This window comes from Streptomyces sp. NPDC001219 (genome assembly GCF_053597915.1).
The window spans coordinates 90,131-105,130 of sequence record NZ_JBSFJF010000027.1 but is presented as its reverse complement, the minus strand read 5'-3'; the positions used below and the strand labels follow the sequence as shown (position 1 = coordinate 105,130).

The window sequence follows — 15,000 nt, the reverse complement described above, 5'->3', positions numbered from 1 at the left end:
GTATCGGGGCGACCCTCCGCCTTGCGATCGCACGCACCAGACGCCGCGGGGCCGCCCTTCGGGCGAACGACGGGAGTTTGACGACAGGTCCTAGGCGCGCTCCGCCCCGGCCTCGTCCGACGGCTCCGCCAGGGCCGCGTCCAGCCGCGCCCGCGCACCGTCCAGCCAGCGGCGGCAGACCTTCGCCAGCGCCTCGCCGCGCTCCCACAGGGCGAGCGACTCCTCCAGCGTCGTGCCGCCGGCCTCCAGGCTGCGGACGACCTCGATCAGCTCGTCCCGCGCCTGCTCGTAGCCGAGCGTGGAGTCCACCGGGGCCACCTGGGCCGCGCCGGCCGCCGCACCCTGCTCCGCGTCCGCCGCGTCGTCCGTCTTCGCCTTCGCCATGTCTCCCACCCTAAGAGTCCGTCCCTGCACTATTCCGCGGCCGTGGCGGCACCCGGGGCGCCGTCCACCCGCACCCTGAACTCGCCCTCGGCCACCCGGGCCCGCAAGCCGTCGTCCGCCGCGACCTCCCCGGGGGAGCGCACCGCCGTCCCGTCCGGCTTCTGCAGGACCGCGTAGCCGCGCTCCAGCGTCGCCTTGGGGGAGAGCGCTACCACCCGCGCCAGGGTGTGCGCCAGCTCCGAGTCGGCGCGGTCCAGCAGATGGCCCAGGGTCCGCCGGCCGCGCTCCAGCAGCGCCGTGACCTGCTCCTCGCGCTCCTCGACCATCCGCTGCGGCCGCTGTATGGAGGGCCGGTGGAGCGCCGCGGCCAGCCCCCGCTCCTCGCGCTGCACGAAGCCGTCGACGGCGCGTCGCGCCCGCTCCCGCAGCTGCTCGACCCGGGCCAGCTCCTCGCCGACGTCCGGCACCACCTTCTTCGCCGCGTCCGTCGGCGTCGAGGCGCGTAGATCGGCGACCAGGTCCAGCAGCGGGGAGTCCGGCTCATGGCCGATCGCCGAGACGACGGGCGTCACGGCCGCGCTCACGGCCCGGATGAGCTGCTCGTCGGAGAACGGCAGCAGGTCCTCCACGCTGCCGCCGCCCCGGGCCACGATGATCACGTCCACCTCGGGCAGCGCGTCCAGCTCCTGGACCGCCGCGACCACCTGGGGGACCGCGTGCACCCCCTGCACGGGGACGTTGCGCACCGCGAAGCGGACGGCGGGCCAGCGGTGCCGGGCGTTCTCCAGGACGTCCCGCTCCGCGGCGCTCGCCCGGCCGCAGACCAGGCCGATCAGCTGCGGCAGGAACGGCAGCGGCTTCTTGCGGTCCGCCGCGAACAGGCCCTCCGCCGCCAGCGACTTCTTCAACTGCTCCAGGCGGGCGAGGAGTTCACCGACCCCGACCGGCTTGATCTCGGCGGCCCGCAGCGACAGCTGGCCGCGCGGCGCGTACCACTCCGGTTTGGCGTGCACCACCACCCGCGCGCCCTCGCTCACCACATCGGCGACCTTGTCGAAGACCTGGCGGTAGCACGTCACGCTCACCGAGATGTCGTACGACGGGTCACGCAGCGTCAGAAAGACCACCCCCGCGCCGGGCCGCCGCGAGAGCTGGGTGATCTGCCCCTCGACCCACACCGCGCCGAGCCGCTCGATCCAGCCGCCGATGAGCCGGGACACCTCGCCGACCGGGATCGGCGTTTCCGGGGACGTAGAAACAGCCATACGAGCGAGAGTAGCGGCGGGCACTGACAGCAGCGGCGGCCGCGCGGCCCGTGGCCGGCCGGGAGGCTCCCCGCGCGGGCGGGCTCAGCCCCCCGCCCGCGCCCGCCCGCCGTGCTGCACCGCCAGCACCACCAGCCCCGCCACCAGCCAGACCCCGCCCACGAGCTGCGCGGTGCCGGACGCCTCGACGAGCACCGCGGCCACCACCACCAGCCCCAGCAGCGGCACCACCGCGTGCCGCAGCACACCCTGCCGCCCGCCCCCGGCCCCCCGGCCCCGCCCGGGCAGCGGGCGCCCCCGTCCGCGGAACCGGAACCAGCCGATCACCGAGGCGTGCAGCAGCCCGAACGCCGTCAGCGCCCCCACGTTCACGATCGACGACAGCTGCTCCAGCCCGTCGTCCCTGCGGGCCGCGCCCACCGCCGCCACCAGCGTCACCAACGCCGCCCCCAGCAGCGCCCGGCGCGGCGTACCGCTGCCCGTGTCCACCTTCGACATCGCCCCCGGCAGCCGCCGGTCCCGGGCCATCGCGAACAGCAGCCGGCCGGCCGCGGCCTGCCCCGCCAGCGCCGCGAACGCCGCACCGACCGCCTTGCTCACCGCCACCAGATCGTGCAGCCACCGGCCCACCGCCGCGTCGACCGTGGTGTAGAACGCCGTGCCCTGCTCCGCGGGCCGGGCCGCCAGCTCCGCCGCGCTCATCGGCATCAGCAGCGCCGCCAGATACGTCTGCACCGCGAACAGCACACCGGCCACCACCAGACAGGCGAGCACCGCCCGCGCCACCCGGTCGGGACCGGCCGTCGCCCGGCCGCCCGCCCCGCCCCCGGCCTCCTCCGCGAACGACGCGATCGCGTCGAAGCCCAGATAGGACAGCACCGCCACCGACACCGCGGACAGCACCGCCCCGACCGAGAAGCCGCCCTCACCGGTCAGCGGCGCGGCCCAGCCCCGCTGCGCCCCATGGGCGACCAGCTCGACCACCGCCGCCACCACGAACACCGTGAGCACCACGATCTCCATCGCCAGCACCGCGAACCCGGCCCGCGCCGCGGTCCGCACGCCCGACAGGTTCAGCAGCGTCGTCACGACCACCGCCAGCGCCGTCCACACCCACGGGTGCACCGCCGGCACCAGCGCGTGCAGCGCGATCCCGGAGAACAGATACGCCACCGCCGGAATCAGCAGGTAGTCCAGCATCGCCATCCACCCGGCGACGAAGCCCGCGCCCTCGCCCAGCCCCACCCGGGCGTAGGTGTAGACCGAGCCGGCCCGAGGGGCGACCCGCACCATCTGGGCGTACGAGAAGGCGGTGAACGCCATCGCGACGGTCGCGACCAGGTAGACGACGGTGACCGCGCCGTGCGACGTGGCCTCCAGGGTGCCGAAGATGCCGACCGGCGCCATCGGGGCGATGAACAGCAGACCGTAGACGAGCAGATCCCGGAACGTCAGCGTCCGCCGCAGCGCACCGGGCCCGCCGGGTTCCCCGCCCCCGCCGGCGGCACCGTCCGCCGCCCCGCCCGCCCCGCTGCCGCCCGTGCCCGGCATCCGTGCCTCCTCGCTGCGTGCCGACCTCAGTCTGGGCCAGTGGTGCGATCTTCGGGGGCGGAGGCACGCCCTTACGATGGGACGCATGACTTCCTCGCCCAGCCCGACTCCCGCCACCACCCCGGGCGAAGCCGCTTCGCGCCGCAGGGTCCTGCTCGCCGCTCCCCGTGGTTACTGCGCAGGCGTGGACCGCGCCGTCATCGCCGTCGAGAAGGCCCTTGAGCAGTACGGCGCCCCGGTCTACGTCCGCCACGAGATCGTGCACAACAAGTACGTCGTGAAGACCCTGGAGAAGAAGGGCGCCATCTTCGTCGAGGAGACGGAGGAGGTGCCCGAGGGCAACATCGTCATCTTCTCGGCCCACGGCGTCGCCCCGGTCGTCCACGAGGAGGCCAAGCGCGGCAAGCTCGCCACCATCGACGCGACCTGCCCGCTGGTCACCAAGGTGCACAAGGAAGCCGTCCGCTACGCCAAGGAGGACTACGACATCCTCCTGATCGGCCACGAGGGCCACGAAGAGGTCATCGGCACCAGCGGTGAGGCGCCCGAGCACATCACCCTCGTCGACGGCCCCAAGGACGTCGCCAACGTCGAGGTCCGCGACCCGGAGAAGGTCGTCTGGCTCTCCCAGACCACCCTCTCGGTCGACGAGACCATGGAGACGGTCGACGCCCTCAAGGGCCGCTACCCCAACCTCCTCTCGCCGCCCAGCGACGACATCTGCTACGCCACCCAGAACCGCCAGATCGCGGTGAAGCAGATGGGCGCCGAGGCCGACCTGGTCATCGTCGTCGGCTCCAAGAACTCCTCGAACTCCGTACGCCTCGTCGAGGTGGCGCTGGGCGCCGGCGCCCGCGACGCCCATCTGGTCGACTACGCCGAGGAGATCGACGAGGCCTGGCTGGAGGGCGTCGGCACGGTCGGCGTCACCTCCGGCGCCTCCGTCCCCGACGTGCTCGTCCACGGTGTCCTGGACTGGCTCGCCGCCCGCGGCTACGAGGACGTCGAGACCCTGACGGCCGCCGAGGAGTCCATCCACTTCTCGCTGCCCAAGGAGCTCCGCCGGGACCTGCGCGCCGAGGCCAAGGCCGCCACCGAGGACTGAGCCGCCCCACCGCCGGTTCGCCACCCGGGGCCACGAGTCGCCGCATCCCGGGGGCGAGCCGCCCCGTCCGCGCCTAGCCTTTTCCCATGAAGGTCTTCGGTGTGGACATCGGCGGATCGGGCATCAAGGGCGCCCCGGTGGATCTGGCGCGCGGCGCTCTCGCGGAGGAGCGCTACAAGGTACTGACCCCGCACCCGGCCACCCCGGAAGCGGTCGCGGACTGCGTCAAGGAGGTCGTGGACCACTTCGGCTGGTCGGGGCCGGTCGGTGCGACCTTCCCCGGGGTGGTCACCGACGGCAGGACCCGTACCGCCGCCAACGTCGACAAGGGCTGGATCGGTCTCGACGCCGACGGCCTGCTCACCGGCCGGCTGGGCGGCGAGTCCGGCGGCCGCCCGGTCACCCTGCTGAATGACGCGGACGCGGCCGGTCTGGCCGAGATGCGCTACGGCGCGGGCCGCGACCGGACCGGCACGGTCATCGTGCTCACCCTCGGCACCGGCATCGGCAGCGCGGTCTTCACCGACGGCCGCCTCGTCCCCAACAGCGAACTCGGCCATCTGGAGCTGCACGGCCACGACGCCGAGAAGCGCGCCTCCACCAAGGCCAAGGAGGACGAGGGGCTGGACTGGCACCACTGGGCGCACCGCGTCCAGAAGTACCTCGCCCACGTGGAGATGCTCTTCTCGCCCGAGCTGTTCGTGCTCGGCGGCGGGGTGAGCCGCAAGGCGGAGAAGTTCCTGCCGCTGATCGAGGGCATCAGCGCCGAGATCGTGCCGGCTCAGCTTCAGAACAATGCGGGGATTGTGGGGGCCGCGATGGCTGCGCACGCCGCTCGGGCTGGCGAGCCACCTGCCGCGGACGGTTCGCCGGCCGCGGCCGGGAGCGCGAAGGGGTCCGTGCCGGCGGCCGGCTCTGCTGCCCGCGCGGTGCGTTCCGCGGTCGACTCACCGGTCGGCTGGCCCGACGCCGGGCGATGAGCAGCACCCGCCGGACGAGCGCCAGCAGCGCGCAGACCAGCGTCCCGGCGTAGAGCCAGCCCGCGTTCAGCGCGAGGACGGTGAAGAGGCCCATCAGCAGCCCCTCGAAGCCGTCCCCGCCGTGCTGGATCGGCAGCGCACCGAGCGTGAAGGCGATCGGCAGCGTGACCGGCGCACAGACCAGGTCGTACGGCCTGACCCACACCGCGGCGCCGATGCCCACCAGCAGATAGCAGACGCCGTACACGGCCGGCGCGCCGCCGAACAGCTGCCGGTCCACGAAGGCGCAGGCCAGCAGCGCCAGAGTCGCCAGCAGCCAGCATCCGAGCCCGGTGAGCCTGGCGGCCGGCCTCCGGCCCCGTGGACCGTCCGGCGGGCCGCCGTCCGCCGGGCGCCGGGGCCGCGTCCGGCGGACGGCGGGGGAATCCGGGCCCGCCGGGGGAGCCGGGGCGCTCCCGGGGGCCGCGGCAGCCGTCGGCCGGGTGGGCGCCCGGAGGGCACCGGCCGGCGCGGGACCGCGCGGCGGCGCGTGCACGGCGGCGCTCGCGGAGGCCGGTACGGACGCGAAGCCGGAGGCCCGCATCGCGGAGAGAAAGGCGTCGTCGGGATCGGGGGTCACGGCCTCCGCGGGGCGCGGGAGCCGGGCGTCCTGGCCCGCTGGCGGCCGTCCGGACCGCGGCGGGCTGTGCTGGGGCGTGCGCGCTTCGTGTTGCTCCACCCGGCAACGGTAGGCCGCTAAGTGGTATTAACCGGTCGCGGGACACGCGCTTTCGCCGACCTTGCGGCCGAGTTCGCGACCGCCCGGGGCGGGGCGGGGCGCGGACCGGTCCCGGTGGCGGCCGCCCGGCCCCCGCCGCCCCGTAGACTGGTGGATCGGCCCTCCGTGGGCCGTGCCCACCCCACCACCTCGCTCGGAAGTCGAGTCGCCACGTGTCGCTCACGATCGGAATCGTCGGTCTGCCGAATGTCGGCAAGTCGACCATGTTCAACGCCCTGACCAAGAACGACGTGCTGGCGGCCAACTACCCGTTCGCCACCATCGAGCCGAACGTCGGCGTCGTCGGGGTCCCCGACCCCCGTCTGGCCAAGCTCGCCGAGATCTTCGCCTCCCAGAAGGTCCTCCCGGCGACCGTGGACTTCGTCGACATCGCCGGCATCGTCCGCGGCGCCTCCGAGGGCGAGGGCCTGGGCAACAAGTTCCTCGCGAACATCCGCGAGTCCGACGCGATCTGCCAGGTCATCCGCGCCTTCAAGGACGAGAACGTCGTCCACGTCGACGGCAAGGTCTCGCCCAAGAACGACATCGAGACCATCAACACCGAGCTGATCCTCGCCGACCTCCAGACCATCGAGAAGGTCCTGCCGCGCCTCCAGAAGGAGTCGCGCATCAAGAAGGACGTGGCCCCGAAGGTCAAGGCCGTCGAGGAGGCCAAGGCGATCCTGGAGAAGGGCGACACCCTCTTCTCCGCGGGCATCGTCCAGGGCTCCGGCAACGAGGAGCTGCTGCACGACCTCCACCTCCTCACCACCAAGCCCTTCCTCTACGTCTTCAACGTCGACGAGGACGAGCTGACCGACGAGGACTTCAAGAACGAGCAGCGCGCCCTGGTCGCCCCCGCCGAAGCGATCTTCCTGAACGCCAAGCTGGAGGCCGACCTCGCCGAACTCGACGAGGACGAGGCCCTCGAACTCCTCCAGTCCGTCGGCCAGGAGGAGCCCGGCCTCGCCACCCTCGCCCACGTCGGCTTCAACACCCTCGGCCTGCAGACCTACCTGACGGCCGGCCCCAAGGAAACCCGCGCCTGGACCATCAAGAAGGGCGCCACCGCCCCCGAGGCCGCCGGAGTCATCCACACCGACTTCCAGAAGGGCTTCATCAAGGCCGAGGTCATCTCCTTCGCCGACCTCGTCGAAACCGGCTCGGTCGCCGACGCCCGCGCAGCCGGCAAGGCCCGCATGGAGGGCAAGGAGTATGTGATGCAGGACGGGGACGTGGTGGAGTTCCGGTTCAACGTCTGAGCGAATGACGTGACGCCACGCCTCTGACGGGCGAACACGCAGACGAGAAGGGGCCGACTCCTCCGGGAGCCGGCCCCTCGCTCGTTCCCTTTCCGGGCGGGCGCCGGGTCTCCTGCGTCGGGCTCACGGTTTCCCCGTGTCAAAACAAGGGCCAAGTGGTACGTTATCTCGTACCACTGGTGAAGGGAGTCAGGCATGTCCATAACCGCGAGTGAGGCTCGTAAGGCTCTCTTCCCGCTGATCAAGAAGGTCAACGACGACCACGAGGCCGTCGAGATCGTCTCCAAGCACGGGAACGCCGTGCTCGTCTCCGCCGAGGACTACGCCGCGCTGCGCGAGGGCTCTTACCTCCTCCGCTCACCGGCGAACGCCCGCCGCCTGCTCAAGGCGTACGAGAACGCCCTGGCGAACGCCAACGTCTCGGAGCGCGAACTCATCGATCCTGACGCGGCGGATTTCGGTGCGGGTGCTGAGTGAGGCTCGTCTTTGAGGATCAGGGCTGGGAGGACTACACGTCCTGGCTCAGGAACGACCGCAAGATGCTCGCGCGGATCAACCGGCTCATCGAGGACGTCAAGCGGGACCCCTTCACGGGGATCGGCAAACCCGAGCCGCTGAAGTACCACTTGCCGGGTGCCTGGTCGCGGCGCATCGACGACGAGCACCGACTGGTCTATCTGGTCACGGAGAAGGACATCGTCATCCTCGCGGCGCGGTACCACTACTGACGGGGACGCGCGCCGTGATGGCCCCAGAGGCCGGGCCCGCCCGCACCCGGCCCCTTTAGCTGCCCGCCCCCAGCCCGTAGCGCCCCCTAAGACGGCGCCCCCGACAGAACCTCCACCTTGCCCGTGTCGAGGGAGTAGTAGGCGCCGACCACGGCGAGGGTGCCTTTGCGGACCAGGGGGGCCAGGTCCTGGTTGGCGCGGAGGTTGGAGGCGGTCAGGGTGACCTGGGCGCGGGCCATGGTGTCGACCGGGTCGCTGCCGCCTTCCCGGACCGCCTGCTCGTAGGCCGGGCGCAGCGCCTGTGCGATCGCGTTCAGGTTGCCGGGGAGTGGTTTGCCGTCGCGGAGGGAGGTGTACGAGGCCTCGACGGCGCCGCAGCGCTGGTGGCCGAGGACCACGATCAGCGGGGTGCCGCTCGTCATGGGGCCGTACTCCACGGAGGCCGTGACCACCGGGCCGATCGCCTCCCCGCCGGTGCGCATCACGTAGAGGTCGCCCAGCCCGGTGTCGAAGAGGAGTTCCGGTGGCACCCGGGAGTCGATGCAGGCGAGGACCGACCCGAAGGGCTTCTGTTCCTGGGCGACGAACTCGCGGCGGTCCGGGTCCCGGTCGGGGTGCTGGAGATCACCGTTCACCCAGCGCTCGTTGCCTTCCGTCAGGCGGGTGTAGGCGGCCGCGGGCGTGGTCGGCCGGGTCGTCGGCTGCATGGTCGGCCGGGCCTGCGGTGAGGCGCCGGCCGCGGCCGGGGTGCTGCTTGTCGAGGAGCACCCGGTGAGTGCCGCCGTGGCGACGCCCAGTCCGCCGGCGAGCAGGGCTCTGCGGTCCGGCTGTCTCGCTCCGTCCATCGGTCGTTCCCCTCAGTCCGCTGAGACGTCTGCATACGTCCTGGTCAGGGCGGATTGTTCAGGGCGGAGGGAGAGCCTCGCGGGAGGCGCAAGCGGGCGGCGTCCGGTGTGCCACCGACGGCCCACAGATCCCGTCCGGTCGGCGGTGTCCCCGAGGCCGCGCTCCCGAGGTGCCTACCGCCCTCCCGGCGTAGCATCGAAAAACAGGCGAAAGATGGACGAAGGGGTGGATTGAGGGTCGGATGAAGGGCCGGGTGGAGAGTCCGGCGACGGGCCGACGCAATGCCGGATGAAGGGTCGGATGGAGCGCAGGGGGCGGCCCCAGGGGCCGGCAGTTCCGCGGGGGCCCGCGTCGTGCCGTTCTGCGGGTGTGGGAGGAGTGGGCGATGGCGGAACGGGGTCAGGAGCCGGTGCGGCAGGAGGAGTTCGCGGACCGGATGCTCCGGATGCTCAATGAAGCCTGTCTGGGGCATCTGTGCAGCCTCGGCCACCGGGCGGGGCTGTTCGATGTGATGGCCGGTCTGCCGCCGGCGAGCAGTGCGCGGATCGCCGGGGCGGCGGGGCTCGACGAGCGCTATGTCCGGGAGTGGCTCGGCGGGATGACGGTCGGTGGCATCGTCGAGTACGCCCCCGAGGACGGCGGCTACCGGCTCCCGCCCGCGCACGCGGCCGCGCTGACCCGGGCAGCGGGAATGGACAACACGGCCGCGTTCTTCCAGTACTTGGCGATGATGGGCGACGTCGAGGACGAGGTCCTGGCGGCGTTCCGGGCCGGCGGCGGGGTGCCGTACGCGTCGTATCCGCACTTCCAGGACGTGCAGGCTGAGGAGACGGCCCGGGTGTACGACGCCTCGCTGGTCGACACCATCGTGCCGCTGGTGCCGGGCCTCACGGAGCGGCTGCGCGACGGGATCGACGCCCTGGACATCGGCACCGGGCAGGGGCGCGCCGTCACGCTGCTGGCCGGCGCCTTCCCCCGCAGCCGGTTCACGGGAATGGACATCTCCGAGGCGGGCATCGAGGCGGCGCGTGCGGAGGCGGCGGACCGGGCGCTGGACAACGCCCGCTTCGAGGTGGCCGACACGGCCGAACTGACCGGCGCCTACGACCTGATCACGGCCTTCGACGTGATCCACGACCTGGCCCGCCCGGCGCGCACCCTCGCCGCCGTCGCGCAGGGGCTGCGGCCGGACGGCGTCTTCCTGATGGGCGATGTCGCGGCCTCCAGCGAACTCTCCGAGAACGTCGGCCATCCGCTGGGCCCCACCCTCTACGCCCTGTCCGTCTTCTACTGCATGACGGTCTCCCTCGCCGAGGGCGGCGCCGGGCTGGGCACCGTCTGGGGCCGGCAGACCGCGCTGCGGATGCTGTGGGAGGCGGGTTTCGGTGAGGTCGCGACGCGGGAGGTGCCGGGCGACATCCTGAACGTCTACTACGTGGCCCGGAAGGGGCACTGAGGGCCACTGAGGGGCGCTGAGGGGGCGCTGGGGAGCGTTGAGGGATCACCAAGAGGCCTGCGGCAAAAGGGGGTTGATTCATTGTCACCCGGGAGGGGCGGCCGACGGCGTGGAGCCGGCCGTGCGGGATCACGGCGGGGACGGTCCCGCGGTGCTGTTGCTGCACGGTGCGGGGCGGACGCTGGAGGACTGGGCGGCGGCCGCCCCGCTGCTGGCCGCGGGGCACCGGGTGTGGGCGATGGACCTGCGCGGGCACGGGCGGTCGGGGGACGGCGCGGTGCCGTGGACCTTCGACGTGGCGGTCGACGACGTGACGGCGGTGCTGGCCGCGTGCGGGGCGCCGGACGCCGTGGTGGTGGGGCATTCGATGGGCGGGATGATCGCCGCGCGGTGCCTGGAGCGGGACGGGCGGGTGCCGGCGGCGGTGAACCTCGACGGGCACGGCATGGGCCGCCCGGAGCAGTACCGGGGACTGGACACCGCCTACGTGCGGGAACGGCTCGCGGAGGCACGGCGGTTCGCCGACGAGGCAGGCGGACGGCGACGAGCTGATGGCCGCCTACGTACGGGGCCTGGCGCAGGATCTGGCGGACCTGGCGCGGAGCAGGCCACAGGTGACCGTCGCCGGTGTGGACGGGACCCACGCCATGCTGCTGGAACGGCCGGCGGAGGTCGCGGAGCTGGTGTCCGGGTTCGTGCGCGGGCTGCCTCGGCGGCCGTGAGGCTCAGCGGGGGAAGAGCTGGAAGAGCGTGGCGGGGCGCCCCCGGTAGCGTTCGCCGCCGTTGCGCAGCATCTGCTCGATGAAGCTGCGGGCGTAGGCGCGGGGGTCCTGCCCGGTGCCGCCCAGGCCCTTGATGTAGGTGCTGTGGGCGGCCAGCGAGTCGACGGCGCGGTCGATGCCGGGGCCGACCTCGGCGGCGTGCGTGGGGTGCGGGGAGCCCGCCACGGCCACCCAGCGCACGCCGTTCCAGGGCGCCAGCCCCTGTGCGCCGGCCAGTTCGGGGAAGATCCAGCGGTTGCCGGCGTCGCCCGCCGCGTCCAGGACGGCCCGGCCCACCACCCGGTGGTCCGCGCTGTTCCACTGGACGCCGCCCCAGGTGTCGTGGTGGTTGAGGGTGATCAGCAGCTCCGGGCGGTGGCGGCGGATGGCCGCGGCCAGATCGCGGCGCAGCGCCGGGCCGGCCTCGATGACCCCGTCGTGGTGGTGGTCGAGGAACTCCACGGTGTGGACGCCGACGAGCGCGGCACCGGCCCGCTGCTCGGTCTCGCGGACCGCGGCGCTCTCGGCGGGCGGCAGCCCGTCGATACCGGCCTCGCCGCGGGTGACCAGGAGATAGCTGACCTGGCGCCCGGCGGTGGTCCACTCGGCGACGGCGGCCGCTGCGCCGTATTCGAGGTCGTCGGGGTGGGCGACGACGGCGAGCGCCCGCTGCCAGTCGCGGGGCATGGGGGAGAGGTGCGGTTCGACGGGCATGGGGTCCCTTCCTTCCCGTCCTGGTGCCGCGTCCCGCGTTCCCGGAGCGGCGTCGGGGTGCCGTGCCGTGTTCGGTATGCCGTTTCGGAGGTGTTCCTCGAACGTGGTCCCGTTTCGATCGTGACATGTATGGGTGGCGTCCACCCGGGTGGAAAGAAACCCTGGGGTGGCGCGGGGTGGGGATGCGGGCGCCTCTGGACCCCGATCTCGCTCGATACACCTGCTGAACTGGGATTCATCACATCAGGTGAACATCTGGCCCAAGGTTGCGGTCGGCGACGGGCGGTTGCCACGCTGTTGCTGACTGTCAAGCTGTTGGGAGGGGCACGTGCCTTTCGGTGAGCAGCCCGCGTACCTCCGCGTCGCCGGCGACCTGCGCCAGAAAATCGTCGACGGCGTGCTGCCGCCGCACACCCGCCTTCCCTCCCAGGCGCGCATCCGCGAGGAGTACGGCGTCTCGGACACCGTCGCCCTGGAGGCGCGCAAGGTCCTGATGGCCGAGGGGCTGGTCGAGGGCCGCTCGGGGTCCGGGACCTATGTGCGCGAGCAGCCCGTCCCGCGCCGTATCGCCCGCGTCGGCTTCCACTCGGCGGGGGGCTGTACGCCCTTCCGGCAGGAGCAGACGGACGAGCGGGTGCGCGGCACCTGGGAGTCCCACAGCGAGCAGGAGGCGGCCGGCCCCGCGGTCGCGGCCCGGCTGCGCATCCCGCACGGGGACAAGGTCATGCGGACCCGCTATGTCTTCCGGGCGGAGGGCGAGCCGTCGATGCTCTCGACCTCCTGGGAGCCGCTGGAGGTGACCGGGCGGACGCCCGTGATGCTGCCGGAGGAGGGGCCGCTGGCGGGCCGCGGGGTGGTCGAGCGGATGGCGGCCATCGACGTGGTGGTGGACAACGTCGTCGAGGAGGTCGGCGCGCGGCCCGCGCTGGCCGAGGAGGCGATGACGCTGGGCGGGGTGCCGGGGCATGCGGTGCTGGTGGTCTCGCGGACGTACTTCGCGGGCGGCCGGCCGGTCGAGACGGCCGATGTCGTGACCCTCGCGGACCGGCACCGGGTCACCTACCACCTGCCTGTGAAGTAGATGGTGTGTTGGTTCGGTGCCCTGTGTGTGTCGCCTAGACGCACAAGACCGGCCTTTGGTTCTCAGGTTGACGTCCCATTTCTCCCCCTCTATGAGTAAATGCCGCCCCCGTGGCGGAGTGGGATACCTCACAGACGCTCAACTGGGCGCAATTTTTGCCCGGGTGAGGGAAGCCGACCGTCCGATTCGCTCTTACGATGGCGAAGTTTGTGCACGGCACGGGGGAAGACCAGGAGACCAGCACGTGAGCACGACGAAGACCCCGAGCGCGGAGCAGGGTGCGCACTCGAATTACCGTCGGTCCCTCGGGACCATCGCCCTGACCGCCACTGGTCTCGGGTCCATCATCGGTTCGGGCTGGCTCTTCGGAGCCGAGCGGGCCGCCGCCATCGCCGGCCCCGCCGCGATCCTCGCCTGGGTCATCGGCGCGCTCGTCGCCCTGACGATCGCCCTCACCTACAGCGAGCTCGGCGCGATGTTCCCCAAGGCCGGCGGCATGGTCCGCTACGGCCAGTACTCCCACGGCTCGCTCGCCGGCTACCTCGCCGCCTGGGCGAACTGGATCGCCATCGTCTCGGTGATCCCCGGTGAGGCCACCGCCTCCGTGCAGTACATGAGCTCCTGGGACTTCGGCTGGGCGCACGCGCTGTACGACGGCAAGGAGCTGACCGGCACCGGTGTCGCACTCGCCAGCGTGCTGCTGATCTTCTACTTCTTCCTCAACTGGTTCGCGATCTCGCTGTTCGCGAAGACCAACACCGCGATCACGGTCTTCAAGGTCGTCGTTCCGGCCATGACCGCGGGCGCGCTGATGCTGGCGCACTTCGACACCAGCAACATCACGCACCACGGCGGCTTCACGCCCAACGGCTGGAGCTCGGTCTTCACCGCCGTCGCCGTCTCCGGCATCGTCTGGGCCTACAACGGTTTCCAGTCCCCGCTGAACCTCGCCGGCGAGGCCCGCAACCCCGGCAAGTCGCTGCCGAAGGCCGTCATCTGGTCCATCGTGATCGCGCTGGTCATCTATGTCGCGCTGCAGGTCGCGTTCCTCATGGCGGTGCCCGGCGACAAGCTGGCCGCCGGCGGCGGCTGGGCCGGTCTCGGCTTCAACTCGCCGCTCGCCGACCTCGCCATCGCCTGGGGTCTGAACTGGCTGGCGCTGCTGCTGTACGCGGACGCCTTCGTCTCGCCGTCCGGCACCGGCATGATCTACGCGGCCACCACCTCGCGCATGATCCACGGCGTGCAGGAGAACGGCCATCTGCCGGGCGTCTTCGGCAAGGTGGACAAGAAGACCGGTGTGCCGCGCCCCGCGCTGCTGCTCAACCTCGTGATCGCCTTCCTGTTCCTCGCGGTCTTCCGCGGCTGGGGCTCGCTCGCCGAGATCGTCTCGGTCGCCACGGTCATCTCGTACATCACGGGCCCGGTCGCGGTGATGTCGCTGCGCCGTGTGTCGCCGGACCTCAAGCGCCCGGTGAAGCTCAAGGCGATGCCGGTGATCGCGCCGATCGCGATGATCTTCGGCTCGCTGGTCCTGTACTGGGGCCGCTGGCCGCTGACCGGCAAGGTCATCCTGATCATGGCCGTCGGACTCCCGGTCTGGGCCTGGTACGAGATCGGCAAGCCGCTGACCCAGGGCCGCAAGCCGTGGGCGGACCTGCGCCCGCACCTCAAGGCCGGTGCCTGGATGGTCGCCTATCTGCTGGTCATGGCCGCCGTCTCGTACATGGGCGGCAAGGAGTTCGGCGGTAAGGGCTATGTGCCGGAGGGCTGGGACATCCTCCTGGTCACCGCGATCGCGCTGGCCTTCTACTTCTGGGGCGTGCGCAGCTCCTGGCGCAACCCGACGCTGGTCCGCACCGAGGCCGAGATGGCCGAAGAGGAGGCCGCCGAGGCCGAGCGGGCCGGAGAGCCCGAGGACGCCAAGGCCTCCGTCGGGGCCTGACCCCGCTCGCGCCGTCCGGCGCGGCTCAGTACGTCCGCCCGGGTCCCTCGGGCACCACCGGCCACTCGCAGGCCGCTTCCGGTTCGCCGGGGCCCGCGGGTGGCCGGTTCGGTATCTCTTTGTGTAAATCCATATCCGGTGAGTGAAGGTCGGGCGTACGCTCGG

14 protein-coding genes and 1 pseudogene are annotated in these 15,000 nt (G+C 72.2%); 9 read left to right on the top strand and 6 right to left on the bottom strand.

What is annotated here, in order from left to right:
- Positions 1-90: 90 nt before the first annotated feature.
- The 3 genes from ACWC9R_RS19725 to ACWC9R_RS19715 form a co-directional block, all read right to left on the bottom strand.
- A complete protein-coding gene (locus ACWC9R_RS19725) occupies positions 91-384 on the bottom strand; it encodes an exodeoxyribonuclease VII small subunit (RefSeq protein ID WP_450733138.1) in 294 nt (97 codons plus the stop codon).
- A gap of 29 nt (positions 385-413) precedes the next feature.
- Complete coding sequence (xseA, locus tag ACWC9R_RS19720; protein ID WP_450733137.1) at positions 414-1,649, bottom strand: exodeoxyribonuclease VII large subunit; 1,236 nt, start codon at positions 1,647-1,649, stop codon at positions 414-416.
- Positions 1,650-1,733: 84 nt separating this feature from the next.
- Entirely contained in the window at positions 1,734-3,200 is a 1,467-nt protein-coding gene (locus ACWC9R_RS19715) for an APC family permease (protein ID WP_450733135.1), read from the bottom strand.
- Positions 3,201-3,285: 85 nt separating this feature from the next.
- Here ACWC9R_RS19715 and ACWC9R_RS19710 point away from each other — a divergent pair, with 85 nt between their 5' ends.
- Both ACWC9R_RS19710 and ppgK read left to right on the top strand, forming a co-directional pair.
- Entirely contained in the window at positions 3,286-4,305 is a 1,020-nt protein-coding gene (locus ACWC9R_RS19710) for a 4-hydroxy-3-methylbut-2-enyl diphosphate reductase (RefSeq protein WP_362605549.1), read from the top strand.
- A gap of 86 nt (positions 4,306-4,391) precedes the next feature.
- Complete coding sequence (ppgK, locus tag ACWC9R_RS19705) at positions 4,392-5,285, top strand: polyphosphate--glucose phosphotransferase (RefSeq protein ID WP_450733133.1); 894 nt, start codon at positions 4,392-4,394, stop codon at positions 5,283-5,285.
- A gap of 58 nt (positions 5,286-5,343) precedes the next feature.
- Here the strand turns inward: ppgK and ACWC9R_RS19700 are convergent.
- A pseudogene (locus tag ACWC9R_RS19700) lies at positions 5,344-5,868 on the bottom strand (DUF6542 domain-containing protein); the annotation flags it as partial.
- A gap of 347 nt (positions 5,869-6,215) precedes the next feature.
- Here ACWC9R_RS19700 and ychF point away from each other — a divergent pair.
- From ychF to ACWC9R_RS19685, 3 genes are all read left to right on the top strand, one after another.
- The gene (gene ychF, locus ACWC9R_RS19695) at positions 6,216-7,304 is read left to right on the top strand and encodes a redox-regulated ATPase YchF (RefSeq protein ID WP_450733131.1); all 1,089 of its coding nucleotides are present in this window, start codon (positions 6,216-6,218) and stop codon (positions 7,302-7,304) included.
- Between the two features lie 195 nt (positions 7,305-7,499).
- The gene (locus ACWC9R_RS19690; RefSeq protein ID WP_393364298.1) at positions 7,500-7,781 is read left to right on the top strand and encodes a type II toxin-antitoxin system Phd/YefM family antitoxin; all 282 of its coding nucleotides are present in this window, start codon (positions 7,500-7,502) and stop codon (positions 7,779-7,781) included.
- On the top strand, positions 7,778-8,032 hold the full coding sequence (locus tag ACWC9R_RS19685) for a Txe/YoeB family addiction module toxin (RefSeq protein ID WP_393364301.1): 255 nt from the start codon (positions 7,778-7,780) through the stop codon (positions 8,030-8,032). Before ACWC9R_RS19690 ends, ACWC9R_RS19685 begins: the two co-directional genes overlap by 4 nt.
- An 86-nt stretch (positions 8,033-8,118) precedes the next feature.
- Here the strand turns inward: ACWC9R_RS19685 and ACWC9R_RS19680 are convergent, their stop codons facing one another.
- Positions 8,119-8,877, bottom strand: coding sequence for a carbonic anhydrase (locus ACWC9R_RS19680; RefSeq protein WP_450733128.1), 759 nt, complete (start codon positions 8,875-8,877; stop codon positions 8,119-8,121).
- 386 nt (positions 8,878-9,263) lie between these two features.
- Here ACWC9R_RS19680 and ACWC9R_RS19675 point away from each other — a divergent pair, with 386 nt between their 5' ends.
- Together ACWC9R_RS19675 and ACWC9R_RS19670 are read left to right on the top strand one after the other, a co-directional pair.
- Complete coding sequence (locus tag ACWC9R_RS19675; protein WP_450733126.1) at positions 9,264-10,334, top strand: class I SAM-dependent methyltransferase; 1,071 nt, start codon at positions 9,264-9,266, stop codon at positions 10,332-10,334.
- A 109-nt stretch (positions 10,335-10,443) separates the two neighbouring features.
- Entirely contained in the window at positions 10,444-11,139 is a 696-nt protein-coding gene (locus tag ACWC9R_RS19670; protein ID WP_450733125.1) for an alpha/beta fold hydrolase, read from the top strand.
- Here ACWC9R_RS19670 and ACWC9R_RS19665 read toward each other — a convergent pair.
- Complete coding sequence (locus ACWC9R_RS19665; protein ID WP_450733123.1) at positions 11,060-11,809, bottom strand: PIG-L deacetylase family protein; 750 nt, start codon at positions 11,807-11,809, stop codon at positions 11,060-11,062. The two genes, ACWC9R_RS19670 and ACWC9R_RS19665, sit on opposite strands and share 80 nt — an antisense overlap.
- A 328-nt stretch (positions 11,810-12,137) precedes the next feature.
- On the opposite strand from ACWC9R_RS19665, the gene ACWC9R_RS19660 reads away from it, so the two are divergent.
- Together ACWC9R_RS19660 and ACWC9R_RS19655 are read left to right on the top strand one after the other, a co-directional pair.
- On the top strand, positions 12,138-12,890 hold the full coding sequence (locus ACWC9R_RS19660; protein WP_450733121.1) for a GntR family transcriptional regulator: 753 nt from the start codon (positions 12,138-12,140) through the stop codon (positions 12,888-12,890).
- 244 nt (positions 12,891-13,134) lie between these two features.
- The gene (locus ACWC9R_RS19655) at positions 13,135-14,835 is read left to right on the top strand and encodes an APC family permease (RefSeq protein ID WP_450733119.1); all 1,701 of its coding nucleotides are present in this window, start codon (positions 13,135-13,137) and stop codon (positions 14,833-14,835) included.
- Positions 14,836-15,000: the final 165 nt, after the last annotated feature.